The sequence below is a fragment of the Shewanella sp. Shew256 genome, from assembly GCF_002196695.1.
GTDB classification, from domain to species: Bacteria; Pseudomonadota; Gammaproteobacteria; order Enterobacterales; family Shewanellaceae; genus Shewanella; species Shewanella mangrovisoli.
In genome coordinates, this window is record NZ_NAJR01000018.1 from 37794 (window position 1) to 62034 (window position 24241).

General features: G+C 46.6%; 20 protein-coding genes and 1 riboswitch. Of the genes, 7 read left to right on the forward strand and 13 right to left on the reverse strand.

Annotation, left to right across the window (positions count from 1 at the left end; all coding sequences use genetic code 11):
• Window positions 1–195: 195 nt before the first annotated feature.
• On the reverse strand, window positions 196–639 hold the full coding sequence (locus B5P39_RS21675; RefSeq protein WP_086904478.1) for a copper resistance protein NlpE: 444 nt from the start codon (window positions 637–639) through the stop codon (window positions 196–198).
• A gap of 417 nt (window positions 640–1056) precedes the next feature.
• On the opposite strand from B5P39_RS21675, the gene B5P39_RS21680 reads away from it, so the two are divergent.
• The 4 genes from B5P39_RS21680 to B5P39_RS21695 all read left to right on the forward strand — a co-directional run bounded on the left by B5P39_RS21680 (window position 1057) and on the right by B5P39_RS21695 (window position 5288).
• Window positions 1057–2418, forward strand: a complete 1362-nt coding sequence (locus B5P39_RS21680; RefSeq protein WP_086904477.1) for a sensor histidine kinase — start codon at window positions 1057–1059, stop codon at window positions 2416–2418.
• Window positions 2419–2741: 323 nt separating this feature from the next.
• Window positions 2742–3632 carry a glucose-1-phosphate thymidylyltransferase RfbA gene (gene rfbA, locus B5P39_RS21685; protein ID WP_086904476.1) on the forward strand — a complete coding sequence of 297 codons (891 nt, stop codon included), beginning with the start codon at window positions 2742–2744 and terminating at the stop codon, window positions 3630–3632.
• Window positions 3619–4182, forward strand: coding sequence for a dTDP-4-dehydrorhamnose 3,5-epimerase (gene rfbC / locus B5P39_RS21690; RefSeq protein WP_086904475.1), 564 nt, complete (start codon window positions 3619–3621; stop codon window positions 4180–4182). Before rfbA ends, rfbC begins: the two co-directional genes overlap by 14 nt.
• Before the next feature lie 11 nt (window positions 4183–4193).
• On the forward strand, window positions 4194–5288 hold the full coding sequence (locus B5P39_RS21695; RefSeq protein ID WP_086904474.1) for an NADH:flavin oxidoreductase/NADH oxidase: 1095 nt from the start codon (window positions 4194–4196) through the stop codon (window positions 5286–5288).
• Window positions 5289–5406: 118 nt separating this feature from the next.
• Here the strand turns inward: B5P39_RS21695 and B5P39_RS21700 are convergent, their stop codons facing one another.
• The 12 genes from B5P39_RS21700 to B5P39_RS21755 all read right to left on the reverse strand — a co-directional run bounded on the left by B5P39_RS21700 (window position 5407) and on the right by B5P39_RS21755 (window position 20086).
• On the reverse strand, window positions 5407–7776 hold the full coding sequence (locus B5P39_RS21700) for a YjbH domain-containing protein (RefSeq protein WP_086904473.1): 2370 nt from the start codon (window positions 7774–7776) through the stop codon (window positions 5407–5409).
• Window positions 7776–8561 carry a capsule biosynthesis GfcC family protein gene (locus B5P39_RS21705; protein WP_086904472.1) on the reverse strand — a complete coding sequence of 262 codons (786 nt, stop codon included), beginning with the start codon at window positions 8559–8561 and terminating at the stop codon, window positions 7776–7778. Before B5P39_RS21705 ends, B5P39_RS21700 begins: the two co-directional genes overlap by 1 nt.
• Before the next feature lie 10 nt (window positions 8562–8571).
• Window positions 8572–9282, reverse strand: a complete 711-nt coding sequence (locus B5P39_RS21710) for a YjbF family lipoprotein (protein WP_086904471.1) — start codon at window positions 9280–9282, stop codon at window positions 8572–8574.
• A 147-nt stretch (window positions 9283–9429) separates the two neighbouring features.
• On the reverse strand, window positions 9430–9666 hold the full coding sequence (locus B5P39_RS21715) for a hypothetical protein (protein WP_086904470.1): 237 nt from the start codon (window positions 9664–9666) through the stop codon (window positions 9430–9432).
• A 271-nt stretch (window positions 9667–9937) separates the two neighbouring features.
• A complete protein-coding gene (locus B5P39_RS21720; RefSeq protein ID WP_086904469.1) occupies window positions 9938–11062 on the reverse strand; it encodes a patatin-like phospholipase family protein in 1125 nt (374 codons plus the stop codon).
• A 264-nt stretch (window positions 11063–11326) separates the two neighbouring features.
• Window positions 11327–13039, reverse strand: a complete 1713-nt coding sequence (locus tag B5P39_RS21725; protein WP_011622129.1) for a proline--tRNA ligase — start codon at window positions 13037–13039, stop codon at window positions 11327–11329.
• A 170-nt stretch (window positions 13040–13209) separates the two neighbouring features.
• A complete protein-coding gene (locus tag B5P39_RS21730) occupies window positions 13210–13839 on the reverse strand; it encodes an acyltransferase (RefSeq protein ID WP_088212889.1) in 630 nt (209 codons plus the stop codon).
• On the reverse strand, window positions 13840–14574 hold the full coding sequence (gene tsaA, locus B5P39_RS21735) for a tRNA (N6-threonylcarbamoyladenosine(37)-N6)-methyltransferase TrmO (RefSeq protein ID WP_086904467.1): 735 nt from the start codon (window positions 14572–14574) through the stop codon (window positions 13840–13842). It lies immediately after the preceding gene.
• Window positions 14575–14672: 98 nt separating this feature from the next.
• Window positions 14673–15053, reverse strand: coding sequence for an Rcs stress response system protein RcsF (gene rcsF, locus B5P39_RS21740; protein ID WP_037420516.1), 381 nt, complete (start codon window positions 15051–15053; stop codon window positions 14673–14675).
• A gap of 77 nt (window positions 15054–15130) precedes the next feature.
• Window positions 15131–16420, reverse strand: coding sequence for an amidohydrolase (locus B5P39_RS21745; protein WP_086904466.1), 1290 nt, complete (start codon window positions 16418–16420; stop codon window positions 15131–15133).
• Window positions 16420–19494: an amidohydrolase family protein gene (locus B5P39_RS21750; protein ID WP_086904465.1), complete on the reverse strand. Its 3075-nt coding sequence runs from the start codon at window positions 19492–19494 to the stop codon at window positions 16420–16422. Before B5P39_RS21750 ends, B5P39_RS21745 begins: the two co-directional genes overlap by 1 nt.
• A gap of 199 nt (window positions 19495–19693) precedes the next feature.
• A complete protein-coding gene (locus B5P39_RS21755) occupies window positions 19694–20086 on the reverse strand; it encodes an H-NS histone family protein (RefSeq protein WP_011625737.1) in 393 nt (130 codons plus the stop codon).
• A 310-nt stretch (window positions 20087–20396) separates the two neighbouring features.
• On the opposite strand from B5P39_RS21755, the gene B5P39_RS21760 reads away from it, so the two are divergent.
• The 3 genes from B5P39_RS21760 (at window position 20397) to B5P39_RS21770 (ending at window position 24010) form a co-directional block, all read left to right on the forward strand.
• Window positions 20397–21143 carry an electron transfer flavoprotein subunit beta/FixA family protein gene (locus B5P39_RS21760; protein WP_086904464.1) on the forward strand — a complete coding sequence of 249 codons (747 nt, stop codon included), beginning with the start codon at window positions 20397–20399 and terminating at the stop codon, window positions 21141–21143.
• Window positions 21144–22070: an electron transfer flavoprotein subunit alpha/FixB family protein gene (locus tag B5P39_RS21765; RefSeq protein WP_086904463.1), complete on the forward strand. Its 927-nt coding sequence runs from the start codon at window positions 21144–21146 to the stop codon at window positions 22068–22070.
• 95 nt (window positions 22071–22165) lie between these two features.
• Window positions 22166–22362, forward strand: a riboswitch (Lysine riboswitch).
• Window positions 22363–22441: 79 nt separating this feature from the next.
• On the forward strand, window positions 22442–24010 hold the full coding sequence (locus tag B5P39_RS21770; protein ID WP_086904462.1) for a Na+/H+ antiporter NhaC family protein: 1569 nt from the start codon (window positions 22442–22444) through the stop codon (window positions 24008–24010).
• Window positions 24011–24241: the final 231 nt, after the last annotated feature.

Below are 24241 nucleotides of genomic sequence, written 5' to 3' on the forward strand. Positions count from 1 at the left end.
GCAGCGCTCTAACTCTACGGACGCCGCTAGCAGCAATGGAACGTCACTGCGTGGCTCAAGGTTTACGAAATTGCTTATCACCGACGGTAAGCGAATCATTTTTCTTTTACCGTTATCGGTAAGCAGAACGTTCTGTCAACGATTTTACTGTGAGCGAATCGCTTAACTTCTCACTGTCACGCTGCAATGTTCTTTTTACATCCCTTTCTTTTTCAACATATAGTGCTCAGCCAGTTCGCCGCTGAGCCTGTTGCCTTCGTTATCTAGCATAAATAGCTGGTTTTCACCGACGAGGTATTTACTGCCATCGGATAAAGTAATTTTTGAGCCCTTGCCATCCCAGTCAAATTTTCCTGCCACCTTGAAGATGCTCTCATCTTTGCCCAAATAAATACTTTTTAATTCAAAGCGGTTATCTGCCAGTAGCGTTAGCGTGGTTTGAATACCTTCGCAACTCGCACAGGGTAAAACACCTTCATACGTGCCTGGCCAATCGAGTGCATTTTGGCTGGTATCGCCAAGGGAAATGCTGGCCGTTGCCTCGGTTTGTGCCGCCGTATTTGCACTTGGTTGTGCGGGCTCTGAGCAGGCGGTGGTGAACAGGGCTAAAAAGGTGATTGTTAAGAGTGATTTGTTCATACTCGATCCCATTTGTTGAGTAAAATTTAGCATGTCAGTTGTTATCATACTCGGCAAGGTGTATTGAGCAAAATTTCTCTTATTATCATGTTATAACAATGTGTTATTTGCACCTCGATTGTTTATTTAGCTGATGGAACTTGCCCTTGGTGAAGATAAATTGTTGAAGTGATTGCATGCTCTCGCTCTGATTTTTCACTCTAACGACTCATCATTTGAGTTGAATAATGGCACTTCACTCCTCGTTTCGTGTTTATGAATTGGCAATAGAGAACAAAATTTAATCTCGAAATGTCAACATGGCCTCGTCACTTCCTAGATTGAATCTATACTAAAATCTATCTCTTAGCGCTTGGGAGGTGGGCTTGTGGCGTTATCCAAAAACAATACAGAATCTTTAGGTGGATCAATATCATTATGACGCGCATGTTAGACAGAATTCTATTCGATGTGAGTAAGTCCCAGGTGATCGATCAGGGGGATTTAACACAGGCATCGCAGTTGATTGTGTCATCCGTCTGCAAGGGACTTAATATTTCCCGCGCCGGGATCTGGCTGTGGAGTGAAGATCACCAAAGTATTCAGTGTTTTTTCCTGCTCGATAATGCGCGCGTGCAGGAGCCATTAGTCATAACCCGCAGCCAATATCCTCATTATTTCAGCTTGCTAGATAACGAACGCACTATCGTTGCTAATCACGCGCAAACGGATCTTGCTACCCATGAGTTTTTGGCTGGGTATTTGCAGCCAAATCACATCACCTCAATGCTCGATAGCCCAATACGACGCAGTGGCAAGATGGTTGGGATTATTTGCTCTGAACATCAAGGCACACCCCGTGAATGGACTCGGGATGAAAAAGCATTTGCTTCCGCGCTAGCCGATTTGTTTGCACGTGCAATGAGTGCGAAGGAAATTTTTGATTATCAACAACAACTAAAGGCCATCAATGCGGATCTTGAAAGCCAAGTTGAACATAGAACAAAAGAATTAGAGGCGGCATTAGCTAACCTGAGTGCGACCCAAAACCACCTCGTCGAGAATGAAAAAATGGCGGCACTGGGAAGCTTAGTCGCTGGGGTCGCCCATGAGGTCAATACACCATTGGGGATAGCGGTGACGTCGGTAACCCATTGTTTAGATGAACTGGCGTTATTGAAGGGATTTTTTGAGCGTAATGAACTGGATGAAGATAAGTTTTTAAGTTTTATTAATACTATGCAAGATGGATTAGGGTTAATTGAACGCAATCTTTCACGGGCGGCTGAGTTAGTGCATAACTTTAAACGTACGGCGGCCGATCAGTCCGTTCTGGAGCGTGAACGCTTTAATCTAAAGACCTATATATTCCAAATTTTTAGCTCGTTAAGACCTTTAATGCGTAAGAAAAACATTACCTTAACCGTTGAGTTAGATGATAATATTTTTATCGACTCTTATCCTGGTGCAATTGCGCAAATATTTACTAACTTAGTGGCTAATAGTTTTCGCCATGGTTTTCCTGATGATTTTACTGGAGATAAAGCAATCACTATTCGGGTTGACAAGCTCAATGAACAAATTCGAATGATGTATCAGGATAACGGTGTGGGTATGTCCGATGAGGTTAAGGCGAAGGCGTTTGAGCCCTTTTTCACTACCGCGCGTAAAGAAGGCGGCACTGGGCTGGGTATGTCCATTATTTATAATCTGGTGACGCAGAAATTAAATGGCAGTATTTTGCTGACTTCCTCTCCCAATCAAGGCGTAAAAGTCGAAATTCAGATCCCCGAGCGGTAAAGAGGACACTCGCTGGCTCGCTCTAGAACACCGCTGTGTGGCTATAGACTCTAGCAGCGAAGCGCTCTAGTTTCTACGAACGCCGCTGTGCGGCTACGGAATGTCACTGCGTGACTGACTGTTTACAGAACGGGCTTCGCCCTGACGGAGAGTGAGCTTGCGAGCGTTCGGTAATCCGTCAATCGTAAACGAAGTGTTCTGTAATCCAGGACACTGCTTCGCAATTTCTAGCACCTAGCAAGCCTTTGGCCGGTCTGCTTTTCCCTGCGTTTGTATGCTACACTCTTTGCACTTTAGTTGATTCACTAATCCTAGATATATCAATGAGAAAAGGCATTTTACTGGCGGGGGGCACTGGCTCTCGGCTCTATCCTATGACGCAGGTTGTGTGTAAGCAACTGCTGCCAATCTATGATAAACCTATGATTTATTATCCCCTTGTCACCCTAATGCAGGCTGACATTCGGGAGATATTGATCATTTGCACTCCCCATGATTTGCCGCTTTTTCGTGCCCTGTTAGGGGATGGTACCCGTTGGGGGATTCGGCTCGAGTATGCCGAGCAGTCGTCACCAAAGGGTTTGGCTGAGGCATTAATCATTGCCGAGTCTTTTTTAGCGGGTGATGCATGTGCGCTTATCTTAGGTGATAACTTATTTTACGGTCAGCATCTTAGCGCTAACCTACAAAAAGCATTACAAATGCAATCGGGTGCGACTATCTTTGGCTATCATGTGGCGAATCCTAATGCCTATGGCGTGGTTGAATTTGATGATTCAGGAACGGCCATTTCAATTGAAGAGAAACCCTTAGCGGCGCGGTCTTCCTACGCGATTCCCGGATTGTATTTTTTTGATAGTCGAGCCTGTGATTTTGCTAAGAGTGTGCATCCTTCGGCGCGGGGAGAGTTGGAAATTGTCGATGTGATCAGCCGATATTTGAGTTTAGGTGAACTACAAGTAGAGATTATGGGTCGAGGAACCGCCTGGCTTGATACTGGGACACCCGACGCTATGGCTGAGGCAACACAATTTATTGCCGCGATTGAAAAACGGCAAGGGCTGAAAATCAATTGCCCTGAAGAAACAGCATTTTATCTAGGCTGGATTGATGCTGTACAGCTACAAGCCTTGGCGCACCCTTTATTGAAAAGTGGTTATGGTGAGTATTTGTTAGGACTGCTTAATAAACAGGTATTTAATGAAGTGTATTGAAACTGAGCTAGCTGAGGTGCTGGTATTTGAGCCCCAGGTATTTGGCGATGAACGCGGCTTTTTTATGGAAACCTTTAGGCAATCTTATTTTGACGATTGCCTTGCCAATCGAGGACTCCCAGCCGCTGTTTTTGTTCAAGATAATCACAGCCGATCACAGCAAAATGTTCTACGGGGATTACATTATCAATTGCTGCAACCCCAAGGGAAACTTGTGCGAGTGTGTGCGGGAAGTATTTTCGATGTTGCCGTGGATATTCGTGAAAATTCATCGACCTATGGGAAATGGGTCGGTCGAATATTATCGGCCGATAATCATTTACAGATGTGGATCCCACCTGGTTTTGCCCACGGTTTTTACGTGCTGAGTGATTATGCCGATGTGATTTACCGTTGCACCGATTATTACGCGCCGCAGGATGAATATGTGCTTGCTTGGGACCATGCCGACTTTGCCATCGATTGGCCCTTGCTAGCTGCACCTATTTTATCGACGCGGGATAGCGACGCCCCAGCGCCGCATCATAAAACCAATCAGGCTTTGTATTAGAAGGAATGACAATGAGCTTATTATTTTCGCCTTTGACCTTAGGTCAACTCGAGTTAGCAAACCGGATTATTATTGCGCCTATGTGCCAGTATTCGGCGGAAAACGGTCAAGCAACCGATTGGCATACGATTCACTTAGGCAGCATGGCGTTATCGGGAGCGGGAATGCTCATTTTAGAGGCGACTGCTGTTTTGCCCAATGGCCGGATCTCCTATGCAGATTTAGGCCTGTGGGATGACAAAACGGAAGCGGCCTTAGATAAAACACTCAAATCTATCCGCAAGTATTCAAATATGCCGATGGCGATACAACTTGCCCATGCGGGACGTAAAGCATCAACTCGAAAACCTTGGGAAGGTGGCGGCACTATTGCCCCCGATGAACTTAATGGTTGGGAAACGATAGCCCCTTCAGCGCAGGCATTTTATCAAGACGCCGCATTACCCCAGGCGATGACGTTCGATGACATTGATGAGCTTATCGCGGCATTTGTTAGTTCTGCGCAAAGAGCCGAACGATTAGGGCTCGATGGAATTGAAATTCATGCTGCCCATGGTTATTTGCTGCATCAGTTTTTATCACCATTATCGAACCAACGCACCGATAAATATGGTGGTAGCTTAGAGAACCGTCTGCGCTTATTGTTAGCCGTGTTTGATGCCATTAAGGCCGTTATATCACCTAAAATGGTGCTCGGTGTGCGGATTTCGGCAACCGATTGGGTCGATGGTGGTTGGGATTTAGCCCAAAGCCTAGTCTTGGCAAAAGCATTAGAGGCCCGAGGCTGTGATTTTATCCATGTGAGTACCGGCGGGTTAAGTCCACTGCAGCAAATCCCTGTGGCAGAACACTTTCAAGTGCCTTTTGCCGAGGCCATTAAAGCTAAGGTCAATATGCCTGTGATTGCCGTGGGGTTAATCACGGATGCTAATAAAGCGGAAACGATTCTGGCACAGGGGCAAGCCGATGCTATCGCGCTCGCTCGCACTATGCTCTATGACCCACATTGGCCTTGGCATGCGGCGGCAACATTAGGTGCAACGGTCAAAGCGCCGCCACAGTATTTACGCTCATCGCCCCATGGGATTAAATCACCAATAGAGTAGAGCGCTTAACTTGTTATTCATCGCTGGCATTGGGTTTGTGATTTTTAATCTCTGTTAGGGGCAAAAACAAAACGGGCAAGAATTATCTTGCCCGTTTTTCGTTTTAGCCGGTTACTCACTATTTCGCTGGTTCAACACTGGGTCGGGTATACCAGGGGGCGCGAGCGTCAGTGACATCAAATAAGTTGTACTTACGGCCGAGCATTTGACCACCGTCGCGGGTCAGCGGCATCCATGATAGGAAGGCGCGGCTGTGGGTGGACTTGATGGTCATTAGATCGAATGGCACCGAAATATAGAAGCCCTTAGTAAAGCTGCCTTCACCATATTCTTCCGCCGACAGGTCAGTCTTAGTCGCAAATGCGCCGACAATCACACCGCTATCAAACTGCTTAGAAAAATCGACAGTCACACCTTTATCTTCGGCGAGATATTGGCCCGCACTCACCCTTAGCAAGGTACTTGGGAACCATTCTGGTTGGTAGTAGGCCGTTACATGCCCTGTAACAACACCCGTTTGCACTCGATATGCTCGCCCTGTGAGTGGGTCAAATTGATGCTCATCCTCGAAGAAGCCAAGCATACTATCGGGATCACGCTGTTTAGCATAGTTAACATCCAGTCCGAAGGCCCATTGGCTATTGAGTGGGCGATACATAAACTCAGTTCCCACACCGCCAAACATCATTTCTAAATATCCACCATAGGCCTGGTAGGAGATATTTTCGCTAAGATTATCCATCCAAGTCATTTGCAGGTTATTGATCCGCAGTGGATTGTCATGAACATATTGGCGGATCAAGGTGCGGACGCGTTTTAAGTCTGTGCCGTCGGGTGGTACGTCATAGAGAAACTTATCGTAGTTGTCATAGAGGTTAAGATAAATTGAGCCTGCAAACTCAAAGTTATCGGTAAATCGATAACTTGCCGTGCCTGTCACCCCAATATTAAACATGTAGAAGCCTTCGGAGCCGCCAAAGGATTGCACCATAGTTGGGGAAACATCAAAACCTAAGTTATCTAACCAATCTTTATCTGTGCTGGTCACCAGTTGCCCTTGCGGCAAGCTTGGTACACTCACTTCGCTCGCATCCGTCATTTTGGCATTGAGATAACCATAGCTTGCGACGCTGGCAAATTTTTGTGCATCGATGCGTGTTTCAGTCATCGGCTGATTATAGTGGGTCTCGATTAAACGATATTCTTTAATGCGAGTGATATCGGTATTGTTTGCTAGGATTGTCGCCGCCCTATGATGGGCTTCATTTCTATCTCTAAATCGCGTCAGCTCACCAATTACGGTAATACTGTCAGTATCGAGGTAAATTTTGGCATTGTAGTAACCTGCAATCTCTCCCAGTTGCTGCGCCACTTTTGTCCAATCGACTGTGTTTGCGACGATTTGAGGCTGTATTGAGATCTCAGCAGTGGTAATTTCCGTAGTCACTTCAGTGGCAATTTCAGCCGTTGATTCTACTTTCGTGCTCGTCACTACACTGGCCGAAGAAGGCGTAGCGCTGATAGGCTCTGGTTCGGTTGAGACTTGTGTTAAAGGCGCTGCAGGCAGGGGTTGATACTTAGCCGCCGCAGGGTCGCGTTTAATTTGCGACAAGGTATTAAAATTGGTTTGTAAACTAAAGCCTAAGGTCCAAGTATTACCGCGCTCATAGCTTAAGTGCAAATCACCCCAATCACCAAAGCGGTATAGCATGCCATAGTTAAACTTGCTGTCCTGTGGCATAGGGATACCACCACGTACAACGGGGAAGTCGGATTGATAGTCGTTGCCGTCGTATTCCACTTTTAACCGTAGGGGGTCCCAGGGGGTTTGGTATTCAACGCCACCAAAAAGCGCGGCACAGCCCTTAAACCAACGTTGATAATCAACAGTGCCACCTTTACCACCATAAGAAGTATCTCTATCACAGTTGTAATTAAGATCTTTTTTATCGGAAGTGAGATTACCGCTATTGCCGATATAGCCCCAACCTATGCCTAAGGTAAAATCGAGTGGACCGACGCGTTTGGTCGCGGCAATAAACTCACCATCAAATAAACCAGTACCACCAAAGTCCCGTACTCCAATGGACGTTTCGGGCAGCCAGTTGCTTTCTTCAATTAGACGAACCTTAAAATCAATCCCTTTATCCGTGTATTTAGTATTACCACTAAAGTTGGGATCATTACTGTAGAGTAAATCCTGTACTTGGGTATAACGAACAGTGGTTTCAAACCAAGGGAATAATTGTACTGATGCAGTGAAGTGTTGGTATTCGTCGTTATAACTTGTGGCAAAGTTAAACTCACCTTCAGGTGCCATGCGACCAGTCGGCATCTGCATTAGGCCTACACCACCAAAGTCAGATTGTGAAGGCAACAATGTTGGGTAAGAAAATTCATCGGCGCTAACGTGTAATAATGGTAGCAGTGCTAAAGATAGCGCTGATAAACGCCCGAAAGAGGGAAAAGTGGGAGTCGAGTTTTTCATTACAGAGCCCGATTTTTGAGTAATTCAATAAGGTTGTTGTTTAATGTGGAATAGTCATCAAAAAGGCCTGAAAACTCAACGAAGAGTATGGCACCAGGTGCGATGTCCATAGACTGATGATTCCAATAGGCAATAGGTTGGCGAATGGCCTTACCGTCTGGCTGAATTATCCATACAAAGCTATTTTCAGCATTCTCCAATAAGCCTGCTTGTTTCAGGTAATCTTTACTACTTGTGCGAGATACCCATTTTTGCTCTCCTGTTTGTGCCACGGCTCCAACCACTGTAATGGTTGTTGGACGTGGGGGGAGTACCAATAAGAATTGACCGTCGATAATGGGGTTATAGGTATCGGTAATGCGAATTAAATCGAGATCTAATGGCTGATTAACTCTTTGTCCAAGCTTTAAATTTCTGAGAAACTGCGCAAATTTGGAAAGCTTAGCAATATACTGGCTATTATCTGCTTGCTGCCCCATATTGGCCAACTGTTGCAATATTTGCTGACGAGTGGTTTCTAATGCCGCGGTACTTTGTATATCGAGTAAAGCCGCCCCTAACCAGTAAATCGGTATCGCTTCGTTTCTTGTAGTTTGGTTATACAAGGGGAGCTGGGTCAAACCATCTTGCACAGCTTGTCCAACGCGGATTGCTGCAGGATAGGTTATTTGTAGCTGCGGTACATTAGCAGCTGATGTGCTGACATAAAGTTGGGTGTTAGCTTGGACTGTAGGTAAAGAGAATGCACTAAGCAGTAGAGCTAAAGAGGATATATAGGATTTCATGCTGGCTCCACTATATTGCGAAAGGCTTCAATAAGGTGATATCAATAAATGGCAGATTCGGTGCTATTTTCTGATGACTTTTAATGACTTTGCCAGTTTGAGGATTTAGCCAAAATTCATTTTGGTATTCAATATTGAGTGCTTCTACAGATACTCTTTCATTAAAGTGTAAAGCTTGAGTAGGAGTTTCGTTGATTAGAATACTTTCTTGAGCGACTAGATTAAATGTTGATGTCACTTCATAGCCATAATGATAACCGGGTTGCCAGTCTATCGTTCGAGTCCAAGTTTTTGGCGTCGAACTAAGATGTAACCCCAATAGCAGAGGATCCGGTTCGAGACTTTCAACTGCAGCTAAGTTACCAGCAATAAGGTTATGAGTTTTTACTAAGCGGCCATTTACTGTGACTAACATGCCTTTATCCGCAGATAACCATTTGAGCTCTAGTGCTTCAGGTTCCATTTTTACTGGAGATAGACTAGTTTTAGGTTCTGCAAAGGCTAATACCACAAATGCCTGAGGGGTATCTTCTATTTTTACATAGACACTAGCATAGGGGTTGGCTTTTATTTGTTCAGCATTGAGAGTGACATCATCATCACCAATAAAGGCGAGCTTAATCGTATCGTTTAGCGCACTAATTCGTTGGCTGCAGCCTGAAACACCTATAAGAAAAGCTGATAGCGCTATTAGCGGAAATAATTTTGTGTATATACGCATCCGGATTGCTTACTTTAAATAATAATTGGTTGTCAATGTAAAGACATGTAGAGGTGATTTCAAGTCATTAGGAGTTGGCAATTGCCTTTCAATACATGAAAAAAAACAACCGCCATTAGGCGGTTGTTTAAATATCCGATTAAAGGCTTAGTTACCAGTACCTGTGGTAGTGTTAGTACCAGTGCTAGTGATTGGATTACCGTCTGAGCCATTAGAAGCTACAACTACGCCAGTGATAACAGCACCAGCAGCAATTGCGCCAGCAGTGATACTACCAGTAGCACCAGCGGTACTACCGCCAGAAGCTTTGCCAGTCTCTTCTGCGTGAGCAACTGAACCTAACATTGAAATAGCAGCAATAAGTGCTAATGAAGTTTTTTTCATCGTGATTCCCTTTTAGAAAAAATTAACCTAATTTTTAGCTAATCTAGTACAGCATGATAGGTGATTCAACATAAATGATCAATGTTAAATCTGTTTCGCTATTCAAACTTTAGACTGATTTGCTGCCGGTTCGCCTTCAAATAATCCTTAATTTAGAATGGGTTTGCCACATTCACGGGATAACTCTTTGGCGACTCCTATTTTATACCACGCAGAAGGTGGTGCTTCAAATCGATTTATTTGGCCGTTTGTAACAAGTCTTAAGCTATCCTCATGTCAGATTAAAAAACGCTATTATCTCGTCCATTTGAGCCATGCCATCTTTATAGCCTAATTCGATCAAGGCACTGGTGTAGGACTTTTCGAACAAGAGATAGGACACAATACTCGAGTCAGACTGCCTGTCGATACCAATAAATCCCAGTAAGGTCTTAATTGCCCAAGGCATATCATCATAGAAACGGGCGGCGATTTTACTTAAGTCTTCACTGGGTTTTATCACTAAGGTTTGTATGGGATGTAATGACAGTTGAGTACGGCTCTCTTCGGGAATAAGCGACAGTGTATGGTTAATCCGCTCCAAGCGCTCAAGATCGCTATTTAAGGTATCGGAAAAGATAGTATCCAGCAGATGACCCGCAATGGTCGCTGTCTTCGGATGATATTCTAGCTCCATCGGAAAATGCTTATGGGGACTGTCTAGGTTGATTACTAATAGCTTATTGGCGCCTAAATGGATTGGGCTTGAAAGTGGCGCGAGTTGGTGGACTGAGCCGTCACCATAATAAGCTTGGTTAAGTTTAATTGACGGAAACACCATGGGAATCGCCGAGCTTGCCAAAAGATGTTCGGTATTTAACATCCGCCGCTCACCGCTGCGTCTGGCGCGAGTCCAGTTTTCAATATCCCGCGAGGCTTGAAAAAACGTCACCGAGCGCGAGTTGTTATAGCAAGAGGTATCGACACTGAGCGCTGTTAATGCGCCGTTGCGGATATTGCGATCGATTCTCTTAAAATCGATGAGTTCATTCAGTAAATGCCGTAAAGGCTCGTTATCGAGCAGGCTACCCGCGTCGGTATTCACCTTATCATCCTGCAGGCCTTTGAGTGCCATCTTGGCTAAATGACTTAACACGCCGGGGATGGAGGCGCGATATACCTTTCTGGTTTCAAAATGGCGCCAAACCCATTCGAGTTTTTTGACACCTAAATGAAAGCAGGAGGCGTGGGTGGCAATGGAGGTGCCGTTAATCGCGCCCGCAGAGGTGCCACAAATGATTTTGAATGGCACGCCATGGTTGCGCGGATAAAGCTGGACCAGTGCTTTTAACACTCCCACTTGATAGGCGGCTCGAGCGCCACCGCCACCGAGAACTAATGCTGTTGATGTTGGCAATCTTATGACTCAACGACTTGTTATTATGATTTTATTAAAGCAATGCCTTATCTAAAAAAGCAAGTCTGAGCAGTTATCTCAATGACATTTCTTTATTTTGTCTTGAGTAGGCTCGTAGAAGGTAATTTGTTTTTGGGGCAGGAAATAAAAAACGCACTTGAGGGAGACTCAAGTGCGTTTGCATTTATATTGCGAGAATCTTATTTAAGCATCTGCTCAAACGGACTGGGTCGGTGCAGTAAGTCAGGCGCAGTAAGCCTTCGCTTAAGCTTGCAGATTCTTTAAAAAATCGACGATTTGGTCGAATGGCACATCTTGCTTTTCACCGGTGCGGCGGTTTTTGTATTCAAATACGCCAGCGTCGATATTGCGATCGCCGATCACCACAGTGTGTGGAATACCAATCAGTTCCATATCGGCGAACATGACGCCTGGGCGCTCTTTACGGTCATCCAGTAGCACATCGATACCCGCAGCACTTAAGTCTTTGTATAACTGCTCGGCGATATCGGTCACGCGGTGTGACTTGTGCATATTCATTGGCAGAATGCCTACACTGAATGGGGCAATGGCTTCTGGCCATACAATGCCGCGATCATCGAAGTTTTGCTCAATGGCAGCCGCCACGATACGGCTCACGCCAACACCGTAACAACCCATCAGCAGCACTTGTGATTTACCGTTCTCATCGAGAACAGTCGCATTCATCGATTTAGAATAGTTAGTACCGAGTTGGAAGATATGACCCACTTCGATACCACGCGCCATAGCGTAAGTACCTAAACCATCGGGTGTTGGCTCGCCTTCAACCACGTTCCGGATATCGGCTGCTTGTGCCAGTGGTAGATCGCGTTCCCAGTTGATGCCAAAGTAGTGTTTATCATCTTGGTTTGCGCCAGCGGCGAAGTCGCTCATCACGCTAACACTGTGGTCGATGATGATAGGCATGTTCAGGCCGACAGGGCCTAATGAGCCAGGACCTGCGCCAATGGCATCACGGATCAGGGCTTCTGGGGCAAATTCTAATGGTGATGCCACTAAATCTAACTTGTCAGCCTTGATTTCGTTCAGCTCGTGGTCGCCGCGTACAATCAGCGCTACCAGTGGCGCTTCTTCCGTCGCACCTTTCACAATCAAGGTTTTCACTGTCTTAGTGATATCTAAACCGAATTGCTCAACTAACTCTGCAATAGTTTTCGCATTTGGGGTATCGACTAAACGTAATTCTTCAGTCGCCGCGCCACGCGCTTCGGTTGGCATTGGCGATTCGGCTTTCTCGATGTTAGCGGCATAGTCGCTGCCAGTAGAGTAGGCGATTAAGTCTTCACCGCTTTGCGCCAATACGTGGAACTCGTGTGACATGCTGCCACCGATAGAACCTGTGTCCGCTAAAACTGGGCGGAAGGCCAAGCCCATGCGTGACAGAATGTTGCTATAGGCTTGATACATGGCTTCATAGGTTTCATTCATGGTATCCACGTCCAGATGGAAAGAATACGCATCTTTCATCAGGAACTCGCGCGAACGCATTACGCCAAAGCGTGGGCGCACTTCGTCGCGGAATTTGGTCTGGATTTGGTAAAGATTCAGCGGTAATTGCTTGTAAGAGCTAACTTCTTTACGGATTAAGTCGGTGATCACTTCTTCGTGGGTTGGCCCCAGCACGAAGTCACGGTTATGGCGGTCTTTAAAACGCAGCAGCTCAGGACCAAATTTGTCCCAACGACCTGTTTCTACCCATAAATCAGCCGGTTGCACCATAGGCATTAGGATTTCAATCGCGCCCGCTTTGTTCATTTCTTCACGAACAATGGCTTCGACTTTACGCAATACACGCAGGCCCGTGGGCAGATAGCTGTATAGACCTGAAGCGTTACGGCGGATCATGCCCGCACGTAGCATTAATTGATGGCTGATGACTTCTGCATTCGCAGGTGTTTCTTTTTGAGTAGAAAGTAGGTATTTGCTAACGCGCATTACCGATGTCCAAATTTGAGTTGAATGGGCGCCATTTTATCACCTGCTTCGATGATGTCACCTATGGATTGAGGTTAAATTCAATCAGCTGCAGACAAATGGCCGTTTTCATTTTACAAAGTGTGCCGCGTCGCCACACCGGGCGATGCATACAGATAAAGCTAAGTGGGTTATTTATCCCGCCTATCACCAATCACCCGGGCGGGGTTGCCCGCGATGATGGCCCATGCGGGAACATCTTTAGTGACAATACAGCCCATGCCAATTACGGCATGGTCGCCAATGGTGACACCATCGACTATCCCTGCCTGTGCGCCAATCCACACATCTTTACCTATCACTATGCCTTTAGAGTTTGAGGCTTGTTGATAAATGGGCGTATCGGGCGCCATGCCATGATTAAACGCATAAATAGTGACATGGTTAGCAATGCGGGTTTGGGAGCCAATTTGAATGCCCACTCGGCCGCCATCGAAGGAGCAGCCGTGATTGATAGCGACTTCATCACCGAGCGTGATAGGGCCGTGCAAAAAGCATTCAGCGGCAATCATGCAGCGATTACCGATTGTGATATCGCGATTGGGCTCGGCAAATAACTGTGCCTCGGGCGCAATAAAACAGTTTTCGCCAATGGTCACGGTTTCGAGCGCGCAAAGGTTGGCCTGCACTTCATCCTGCCAAGGTTTGGCCCAGACTAAGTGTTTTTCTTTGAGCGAAAAATACAGCCAGGGCATCCAAGACAGACGCTTTTTATGTTGGCTTTGATAATCAGGCAAGGCCGTTGTGATTGGCGTCTGCATTTAGCCACATTTCCCCGGTTTGAGTTCTAGTACCTGAATGTATTCCTGCTCATCCTCATCGACCGCCATCCGCCAAAAGATGTCTAAATCATACAAAGCCACTTGATATAATTTGGGGTCATCCTTGGCTTTTTTATAGGCGGGGCGAGGGTCTTGCCCCAGCACGCCGTGGATGAGCACGGCTAAATCAGTATAGGCGTCCTGTTTACTGTAGGCATCAATCTGGGTTGCGGCGAGCTCGGAAAACACTACGCTGATAAGTTTTGGCGCTTCTTGCGCGATACCGCCGACGGCACCTTCAATCGAATCTGAGAACGGAATATAGGGCTTAATATCGATGATTGGCGTGCCATCGACAAGATCCATGCCCGAAATCTCAAGGCATACTTTACCTTTACGTTGCACCACCCCATGGAGTTTGACCACGGATTGGCCTATGCCATTCGGACGAAAAGTCGAGCGAGTCGCGAATACGCCGAGTTTTTCATTGCCGCCTAAGCGGGGGGGGCGTACGGTCGTTTTCCACCCTTGGGCGAGATTTTCATGGAAACAAAACAGCAGCCAAAGGTGGGAATATTGCTCGATGCCACGCACGGCGTCGAGATGATTGATATGGCCTTCCAGCTCAACATAACCGCGTGCTTCCACCAAACCAGGTTGCCTTGGAATGCCAAATTTTTGTTTGTAGGGGGTACGGCAGGTGGCCACAGCGGTAATTTGGTTGGTAAATGTCATGCAAAAAACACCTAAAGGAAGGAGCAACAACCCAAACTCAGATGGCTTAGGTTGTAAAGTACAACAAGAATGGCGTGCAGTATAATACACGCGATGAACTAGTCGGCGGTGGCCATTTTAATCGCTTGACCGACACATAACGCGCGGCTGATACAGCCTTGCGCAGCTTCTTCCATCATCACGCATTGTTTGATGATGATACCATTAGCACCTTTATCAGCCGCAGCGCGGCGGGCTTCGGTTCTCGCTTCGCTTAAGGATGCTGGCACGCCATTTACATCCGCTTGGCAAGATTCTCCTTGCACTAAGCCTTTCAACTCGTAGTGGCCTTTAGGCAAACTATCACCTTCAAATAGCGTAACATCGCCCGCCTTGAAGTAGTCACTAATCGCCTCACCGTCTAAATTGCTATTAAAACTGTAGTCGCTGGCACAGGCGCTAAGCAGGAGCACTAATGCACTTGAGAGGATGATTTTCATGGTTTGACCTGAGATTAAGGGTAAAGAAGCGCAGTCCCATGGACTGCGCGGTGCTGTGCGATTTATCTCAGTAAATTCTATCGCTTAAGATACTTTTGATAAAGCTGCTGGTGGCGATTATTCAGATCTATTTGTCTTCCTTCAATCCAGATCGCATCAATTTTGTTACTCATGGGGTCGAGGATATCTCCGTCACTCAGCACAACGCTGCCCTGATAGCCTACTTCGATAGCGCCTAAATCGTTAATCCCTAACAGCTTTGCAGCATCTAACGTGACAGATTTCAACGCTTGCTCTGCCCTAACGCCATAAGCTGCGCTGTAACCTGCGGCATAGGGTAGGTTACGACTGTTCCAATCCGATGAAAAACCAAGGGCATAGGGAATGCCGGCATTTGCTAGCAACGAAGGGATTTTAAACGGTAAATCTACCGGTTCATCTGTGCGTTTAGGTAGGCTTAGGGTGTGCGGGTAAATCACACTGGCATTCACTTCCCTTAAGCTTGACGCTAATCGCCATGCATCATAGCCACCGACAATCACCAATTTAAATTGATATTTTTTAGTCAGCGCAATGACTTGCTCAATTTGGCTGACACTGTCCGCATGGGCAAATAGCGTGGCCTTACCTTGGTACAGGGGCAGCATGGCCTGCCAACGTAAATTGGTTGTCTTGGCCGAATCCTTTGCCTTATGGCTTAAAAAGTAGCGATAGCCATCCTCAAAGGCTGTGGTCAGTGTATCTATGGCCTGCTGATTTTTCTCAATGGCCTTAGCTTTTTCCTTTTCATCTTCCGGCATACGCTTGATTTGGGGCCAGTAAACATGGAATTGGCCTTCGCTTGGTTGCAGGGCGTCCTCAATCGTCCAAGCATCGAGATCCACGACAACAGATTGGCCCGCGAGTCCGTCGCCACTGGGGACGATTTGTGCATGGGTGATGCCATTGTAGCGAATGGTTGGCAGCAGCTCTGAATCCGGGTTGTAAGCCGTTGCTGCGCTAATTTGCGGGTTAAAATCTCCGACTTCTGCATTATCGACGGTTGGGCGCACCATCTCGATTTCTACTAGACCGAGACTGGTATCGAGCGCGATAAGGCCAGGGTATAAATGTTTGCCCGAGGCATCGATTACCTGCGCTTGGCCATCAGCGCCGTTGACGTTTAGCTGTGGCCCGATGGCGCTGATTTTACCTTGCTCAATTAACACATCGGTATTGGTTAATGTCCCTTGGCTGACGGTATGCACGGTGGCATTTTTAATCAACACGCTCTGGGTTTGCTTGGCCGCAGGGACGAGATTATGTGCCTGCGCTGACAGCGTGATAGCCAGTGTCGACAGCAGCAAGCTAGTGGGTAAGTGCTTCATTATTTTGCTCCCTGGTGATGTTGGCCCCAAGCCTGATAATGGGTATCGCAGTGCCATTGAGGTTCCTTAAGCGGAGTGACTTTCTCACCCGCCTTGGCGCTATCATCACTACTGAGAATTTTTTGGATAAGGGCGGCGCGCTCTGCGACGACCTGCTGCTGAGCAAGCTGGTCTTGGTCGCGATCGAAATAGCGTTTGCCTTCGACCCAGGCCTGGGTCACTTTGGCGTAAATCGACAGCGGCTCGGCGTTCCAAAGCACGATATCAGCCATTTTGCCTGGGGTGAGTGAACCAACATACTCATCGACTCTGAGCTGTTTCGCCGGGTTGATGGTCACCATATTCCAGGCATCTTCTTTAGACATATCGCAATACATCATTGACTTAGCCGCTTCTTGGTTAAGTCTGCGCTGCATTTCGTAGTCGTCAGAGTTGATGCTGGTAAGCACGCCCTGTTTTTGCATCAGGCAGGCGTTTTGTGGAATTGCATCATAGACTTCGAACTTATAGGCCCACCAATCGGCAAAGGTCGAGGCGCTTGCGCCATGGGCGGCAAGTTCACTGGCAACCTTGTAACCTTCGAGCACGTGGGTAAAGGTTTGCACCTTAAAGTGATAGGCTTCGGCTAATCGCAGGAACATTAAGATTTCTGACTGCACATAGGAGTGGATATGCACATCGCGCTGCTGCTTTAACACTTCGGCTACTGCCTGTAGGCGATAGCTTGGGCGCGGCGCAATGGTTTTCTTCTTCTCACTGCTGCGTAAGTCATCGTAGTCCTTCAGCGCTTTCTCATAGGCGATTGCGGCATCGAAGGTTTCTTCAAATAAGGCTTTTACGCCCATGCGAGTCTGCGGGAAGCGCTGAACAAATTTCTCGCCCCAGTTACTCTGTTTGACGTTTTCGCCAAGGGCGAATTTGATACTGGCAGGGGCGTTAGCAAATTTAAGCTGCTCAGCACTCTCACCCCATTTCATCTTGATTAACTGGGATTGACCACCAATTGGGTTAGCGCTGCCATGGAGTAATTGTGCGCTGGTGACGCCGCCCGCAAGTGCTCGGTAGATGGAGATATCTTCGGGATTGATCACATCGCCAATCCGCACCTCAGAGGTGACTGCATCTGTACCTTCATTCGTGCCACCATTGATAGCAATATGGGAATGCTCATCAACGATACCCGCAGTTAAATGTTTACCCGTGGCATCGAGAACTTGATAACCCGAAGGCGTGCTGAGTTGCTGACCGATTTTTTCAATTCGGCCATTGGCCATTAACAGATCCGCATGTTCCAAAATGCCCTGTTTATCCGAGGTCCACAGGGTGGCATTTTTAATATGGAGTTTTTCGGCTTTTGGCGCCTCGCTCAAACCATAGGCGACGTTAGGGTAGGTGAGTTGACTGACTAAGGTTGGTGCGGAATCGGTTTTAGGTGTGCCTTCTTGTTCCGTCTTTGGACTCGACGCGATAGCAATACCCGCCACATTAATACTGCGACTATGGGCGTCCACCATGCGGCCTTGAATACCATCTTTAGCGAGCCAGAGGGTAAAACGGCTGATGCCATGTATGCCCGCATCGCTTAAATCGGCGTTAAAGCTCACGCGGCCGTCGTCTTCAAGCTCAAGATTGGTGAGTGTAATGCTCTTCTCACCACTACTCAGTTGACCTTTGAAGGCGGTTTTGCCCGCTTTGCCCGTTTCTTCAAGGCTTAGATCTAAGGTGAGATTATTCAGCGTGAGCTGATAATCGCCTAAGAGTTTGGCCTGTGGGAGTGAGCGAATGGACTGTTCTTCGCCCTGCAGCCAGACACTGTAAATCTGGCCATCTTTAAAGATATTGCCCTTAGTAATCACAAAGTCAGCCATATAGCCGGCAGCAAGTTTACCGGCGAACTCGGCCGTACCCGCCATCTCGGCGGCTTGAGTTGTCAGCGCGGCGAGGGCATTGTCCTCACTCAGTCCCTGGGCGATGGCTTGACGTAGGCGAGGCCAAAATGCCTCGGTCTTAATGCCAAATTGGGTAAAGGCAAAAGGGATGCCCGCATTGGCCACTGCAGCTGGGTTTGTGGGGGCGCGTTCCCATTGTCTGAGTTCTGCAAGGGAGACTTCACGGTCGGCATCATCGGTACCCACATCCGGTGCCTGCGGATAGTTGAGCGGCAGGATCAGAGGATAATTCAGGGCCTTTAATTCATTGATGCGCGCATATTCTTGACCACTTGCGAGTAAGTTGGCGGGCTGCTGATGTTCTTTGAGCAGGTTCGCGGCGCGCAGCAAATCGTTGAGATTTTTTGTTTCAAAGACGATTTGTTTCTCGGCTAAGTTATCTAAGCGTTCGAAGGCGATATTAAATTCAATTTGAGCATTTGCTGAACTATTAACCGATTTGTGCTTATTTTGGTTATACCAGTTAGCATCGGCAAAGGTTTGTCGGATAAGTGCAATACTGCCCATCAGAGAATTGGGGTAGTCTTGTTCAGATGTGCCTTTATCGAAGGCCATAAAAGGTTGACTGCGTGCACGATAAATCACCTCGTTGGCGGTTTTATTCGCTAATGAAAGGCTAACACCCGTACCGCGGAAAATACCGTCGAGTTTACTGCTTTGTACGCTGGTAAAGCCGTTATTGATCCAATCGCGTGCGCGTTCTTTATTTGGGTAAACGTAATTAAACCATTCTTTTTCAGCGTGAATTGCGCCATTTTCTGCATTACCGCCGATACGTTTAATATCATATACCGGACGAGTCAGCCCCAATTTGGGATATTCAAACTCGATACCATAATCGGTAAAGGGATCGATAAAACCGGGATAGATAGTATAACCACTGAGATCAACCTTTAATGCCGCTTCTGGGATATCCCCTTTTTCAATAATGGCTTTGATCCGATTGTTTTCAACTAATAAGGTGGCATTTGTGAGTCGCTTCCCTGGCGCCATGATTAATTCAGCATTAGTAAAGGCCGTTAACTTATTGACGGGGGAGATGGGATTGGCCTCGGCAAAAATGTTGTGGGATACAAAACTACTTATAATGCCGCAGCTTATTATTATCTTATTGTTTATCTGCATTTTTTATTCACTTAGACGGAGGGGGAATAAAGAGTAACCTAAAGCAGATGTAAATACTAAAGCTGAATTGTAACGCAATTTAAGCATTTGCTTGAATGCAATGGTAGTGGCATTCAGGCATAAAAAAGCTCGCAGGGCGCGAGCTTTTTTATGTTACTCAATGGTAATAGCAAACGGCTATTACCAGCATGGTATGGGATTAGATTAAGAAATCATCCATAGAACGGCCTTTATTGACTTCGTTCTTAAATACCGTTGGCATACGGCCTTGACCAGTCCACTGGATCACTTCGCCGTTAACTTCAATTTGATATTTTGCTGGACGTGGAGCGCGTTTTTTACCCACAGCTTTAACTGCTACGCCACCTAAGTCGTCGATTGATAAACCAACTGCTTCCATTTGTTGGCGGATTTCTTCGATTTTAGCATTACGTGCAGCAATAGCTTGCTGCTCTTCTGCTGCCATTGACTCACGCTCAACTAAAATTTTATCTAGCTTAGCCGCTAAATCACGCAGTTCTTCAACGCTGAGATCTTTTACCGCAGCTTTAAAACGACGACCGTGAGTTAATATCTCTAAAAATTCGCTCATATCTATTTTCGTCCCACTCTATTTTTATTACAGGATAATGGTGAACAACAGCTAAATGATAGAAAGTAATATAGCTCGAATCAAATAAAATTATGCAATAAACAGAAATTAAATATTATTTAATTTTTGAACTTTTTAAATATGGCAGATAAGTGTTCAAAAATGTGGCCAATACCACAGTCTTAAAAAATGCAAACAGGCGTTTGAGTTTAGTTGACGTTAACGTTAACAGGACGTAAAGTGGCTCTATCCTGCATTGGTGATGACCAATGTTTTGTCCATGTACATGAAAGTGTAGGAAGGAAACCCTATGAAAGTATTGGTGCCTGTTAAGCGCGTAGTTGATGCCAATGTGAAGGTCAGGGTAAAAGCTGACAACACCAGCGTTGATACCGCAAACCTCAAAATGGCGTTGAACCCTTTTTGTGAAATTGCAGTAGAAGAAGCGGTTCGTTTAAAAGAAGCGGGCAGTGCTACTGAAGTAGTGGTCGTCAGTATCGGCAATAAAGCCGTTCAAGAACAATTACGTACCGCGTTAGCATTAGGTGCTGACCGTGCGATTCACATTGATACTGAAGAGTTAACCCCAGTATCGATTGCCAAATTACTCAAAGCTGTACAAGAAAAAGAACAAGCGCAATTAGTGCTGTTTGGTAAGCAATCTATCGATGGCGATAATAACCAAACTGGCCAAATGTTTGCGGCATTAACGGATATGCCACAAGCCACTTTTGCTTCTGAAATCAAAGTAGAAGGTCATTCAGTGCAAGTGGCTCGTGAGATCGATGGCGGGATGCAAACCTTAAGTCTGCCGTTGCCAGCCGTGGTGACAGCCGATTTACGTTTGAACGAACCTCGTTATGCTTCATTACCAAACATCATGAAAGCTAAACGTAAGCCATTAGATGTGCTCACTGTTGCGGATTTAGGTGTGACGTTAAAAGCCCATCAAACTGTGGTGAAGGTGACGCCGCCTGCCGAACGTAAAGCGGGTATCATGGTTGCGTCGGTAGCTGAGCTGGTTGAAAAGTTGAAGAATGAAGCGAAGGTGATCTAAATGGCCATTTTAGTATTAGCAGAACACGATAATGCGGCACTGAAACTGGATACCGCAAAGGTTGTCACCGCAGCGCGTGCCATTGGTGATGATGTGCATGTATTGGTGGTTGGCCACCAATGTGGCGCCGTGGCGCAAGCTGCGCAAGCCCTTCAAGGCGTCGCTCAAGTATTGGTCGCCGATAACAGTGCCTATGAAGCGCATTTAGCCGAAAACGTAGCTAAATTGCTGGTGGACTTAGCACCAAACTACAGCCATATCCTCGCTGCAGCATCGAGCGCTGGCAAAGATACGCTACCGCGTGTGGCCGCCTTGTTAGACGTTGCGCAAATTTCTGAAGTGATTGGCGTAGTGAGCAGCGACACCTTTGTTCGCCCGATTTACGCAGGTAACGCTTTAGCGACAGTACAAAGTCATGACGCGATTAAAGTGATGACAGTCCGTGCCAGCGCCTTCGATGCGGCGGCGCAGGGCAACAGTGCTGCAGTTACCACCTTAGATAAAGTGTTTGAAGCCAAAACTCAGTTTGTGTCTCAATCATTGACCGTTTCTGCGCGTCCAGAGTTAGGTAATGCGGGCATTATCGTTTCTGGTGGCCGTGGTATGGGTAGTGGTGAAAACTTCGGTATGTTAGAGCAATTGGCGGACAAACTCGGTGCTGCTGTTGGGGCTTCACGCGCCGCGGTTGACGCAGGCTTTGTGCCTAACGATCTGCAAGTGGGTCAAACCGGTAAGATTGTGGCGCCAAATCTCTACATCGCCGTGGGGATTTCGGGGGCGATTCAGCATTTAGCTGGGATGAAAGACGCTAAGGTGATTGTGGCAATCAACAAAGATCCTGAAGCGCCAATCTTCCAAGTGGCCGATTATGGTCTCGAAGCCGACCTGTTCGACGCCGTTCCAGAGTTGATTTCAACTCTAGGTTGATTTTATCCGTGATCTAAGTCAAAGTAAGCGGCTTTGCGGTGGCAACTGCTTAGCCGCTTATGTTTTTATGTGCCTCACGCCCGTGCATGGGCGTTCTTAGAAGTAGAGGCGCACCAAATATCAGTAGTGATCAGTAGGGTGATTCCGTTGATCGTTCACGAAAGGATTTGGTGCCGAAGTGGTTTGATTTATCAAGATCAACTGCTGGGGTTGTGCCGAATAGGTACAGCACTGCCATAGTATTTTCTGATACGGATATTAGGAATAGTTACTATGGAGCGCTACTGATAGGACAGGTGATCTTGGGTATCTATTGCCTTTTCCCACCAGTTCAGTCGCCCTCCATTCGTATTTTGACGAAGAAATAATCAATGACTGTAGTAAGTTACGCCGATTCGGCACTTTCTCTGCTGCCGCCTGTGGTCGCAATTGTGTTGGCGATTTTCACTCGCCGTGTTCTCCTTTCCCTCGGTTTAGGTATTGTGATTGGGGTGTTATTACTCAATCAATTTTCACCTGTGGCCAGCGGTGAGTTTTTATTAAACAGTGTAAAAGGACTTTTTTGGTCAGAAGATGGCGTAAATTCTTGGAATTTATACATTCTCGGCTTTTTAATTGTATTAGGGATGATCACGGCATTAATTACCGTCAGTGGTAGTGCTAGGGCATTTGCCGATTGGGCGCGCCTGCATATTCGCAATAAACGCGATGCCAAATTGCTGACCATGTTTTTAGGCTGTGTTGTCTTTATTGACGATTATTTCAATAGCTTAGTCGTGGGTTCTGTCGCAAGGCCCGTCACTGACCGTTATTATATTTCCCGCGCTAAGTTAGCCTATTTATTAGATTCAACGGCGGCACCGGTTTGTGTTATTTCGCCGGTATCTAGTTGGGGTGCTTATATTATTGCGCTGATCGGCGGCATATTAACCGCTCACGGTTTTGCCGACTCTGGTCATTTGAGTGTGTTTATTCAAATGATCCCTATGAATTTCTACGCTATTTTCTCTTTATTATTATTACTTTGCGTTGCATTTATGGGCTTAGATATTGGCCCTATGCGTGAGCATGAATTAAATGCACAGCGCGGTAATTTATATGATGAGAATAAAGGATTACCGCCCGGAGCGAATGCCGATTTACCCGAAGCCGAAACGGGTAAGATCCTTGGTTTATTCTTACCTATTACCGTGCTGGTATTTGCGACCCTGTATTTTATGATCGACAGTGGTGCCCAGGTATTAGCGAAAGAAGGTATTGAATTTAATATTATTTCAGCTTTTGAAAAAACCGATGTTAGCTCGTCACTGTTCTTTGGTGCCCTGATTGGTTTAGCGGTTGCGCTGGTGCTTAACCTAGTGCAAGGCGTTGAAAAGTCGATGGTCGTCAAAGGCGTAGTGCAGGGCGCTCGCTCTATGCTGCCTGCGATTTACATCCTGTTATTTGCTTGGACCATTGCCGGCGTGATTGGCCAGCTTGAAACCGGTAAGTTTATGGCAAGCCTCGCCACAGGCAACATTCCCTTTGCCTTCTTACCTGCGTTGATGTTTGTGTTAGCGGGTCTAACGGCGTTTTCTACCGGCACCAGTTGGGGCACGTTCGGTATTATGCTACCGATTGCCGCCGATATGGCGATGGGCAGCCATACAGCCATGATGTTACCTATGCTGGCATCGGTTTTGGCGGGCGCGGTATTTGGTGATCACTGCTCACCGATTTCAGATACCACGATTTTGTCGTCAACTGGCGCGAGCTGTCACCATATCGACCACGTTGTGACTCAGTTGCCTTACGCTGTGATTGTGGCGCTGATCAGCATGGTAGGTTATGTGGTGCTTGGTTTTACAGAATCTGTGAATGCGGGACTGCTGACCTGTGGCGTGCTGTTTGTCTTAAGCATTGTGTGGTTACGACTCAAATCCCAAAGCAACGCGAAATAAGCTTGACGTAAGCGAGCGCTTTTTTCGCGAGTCTTCATTGTTAATTTCCCAAGCTCTCAAAACAAATCAGCCAGCATTATGCTGGCTGATTTTTTATCTATCACACCTGAACTCGGGATAAAAAAATTTGAACTAATAGCCCTCCAAGTGATCGGATCTTTCGACCAAGAGAAACCTCATCACACCGGAGGGCCTATGCATAAATTAGTGGAAGTGTTTTGTGATGTCGAT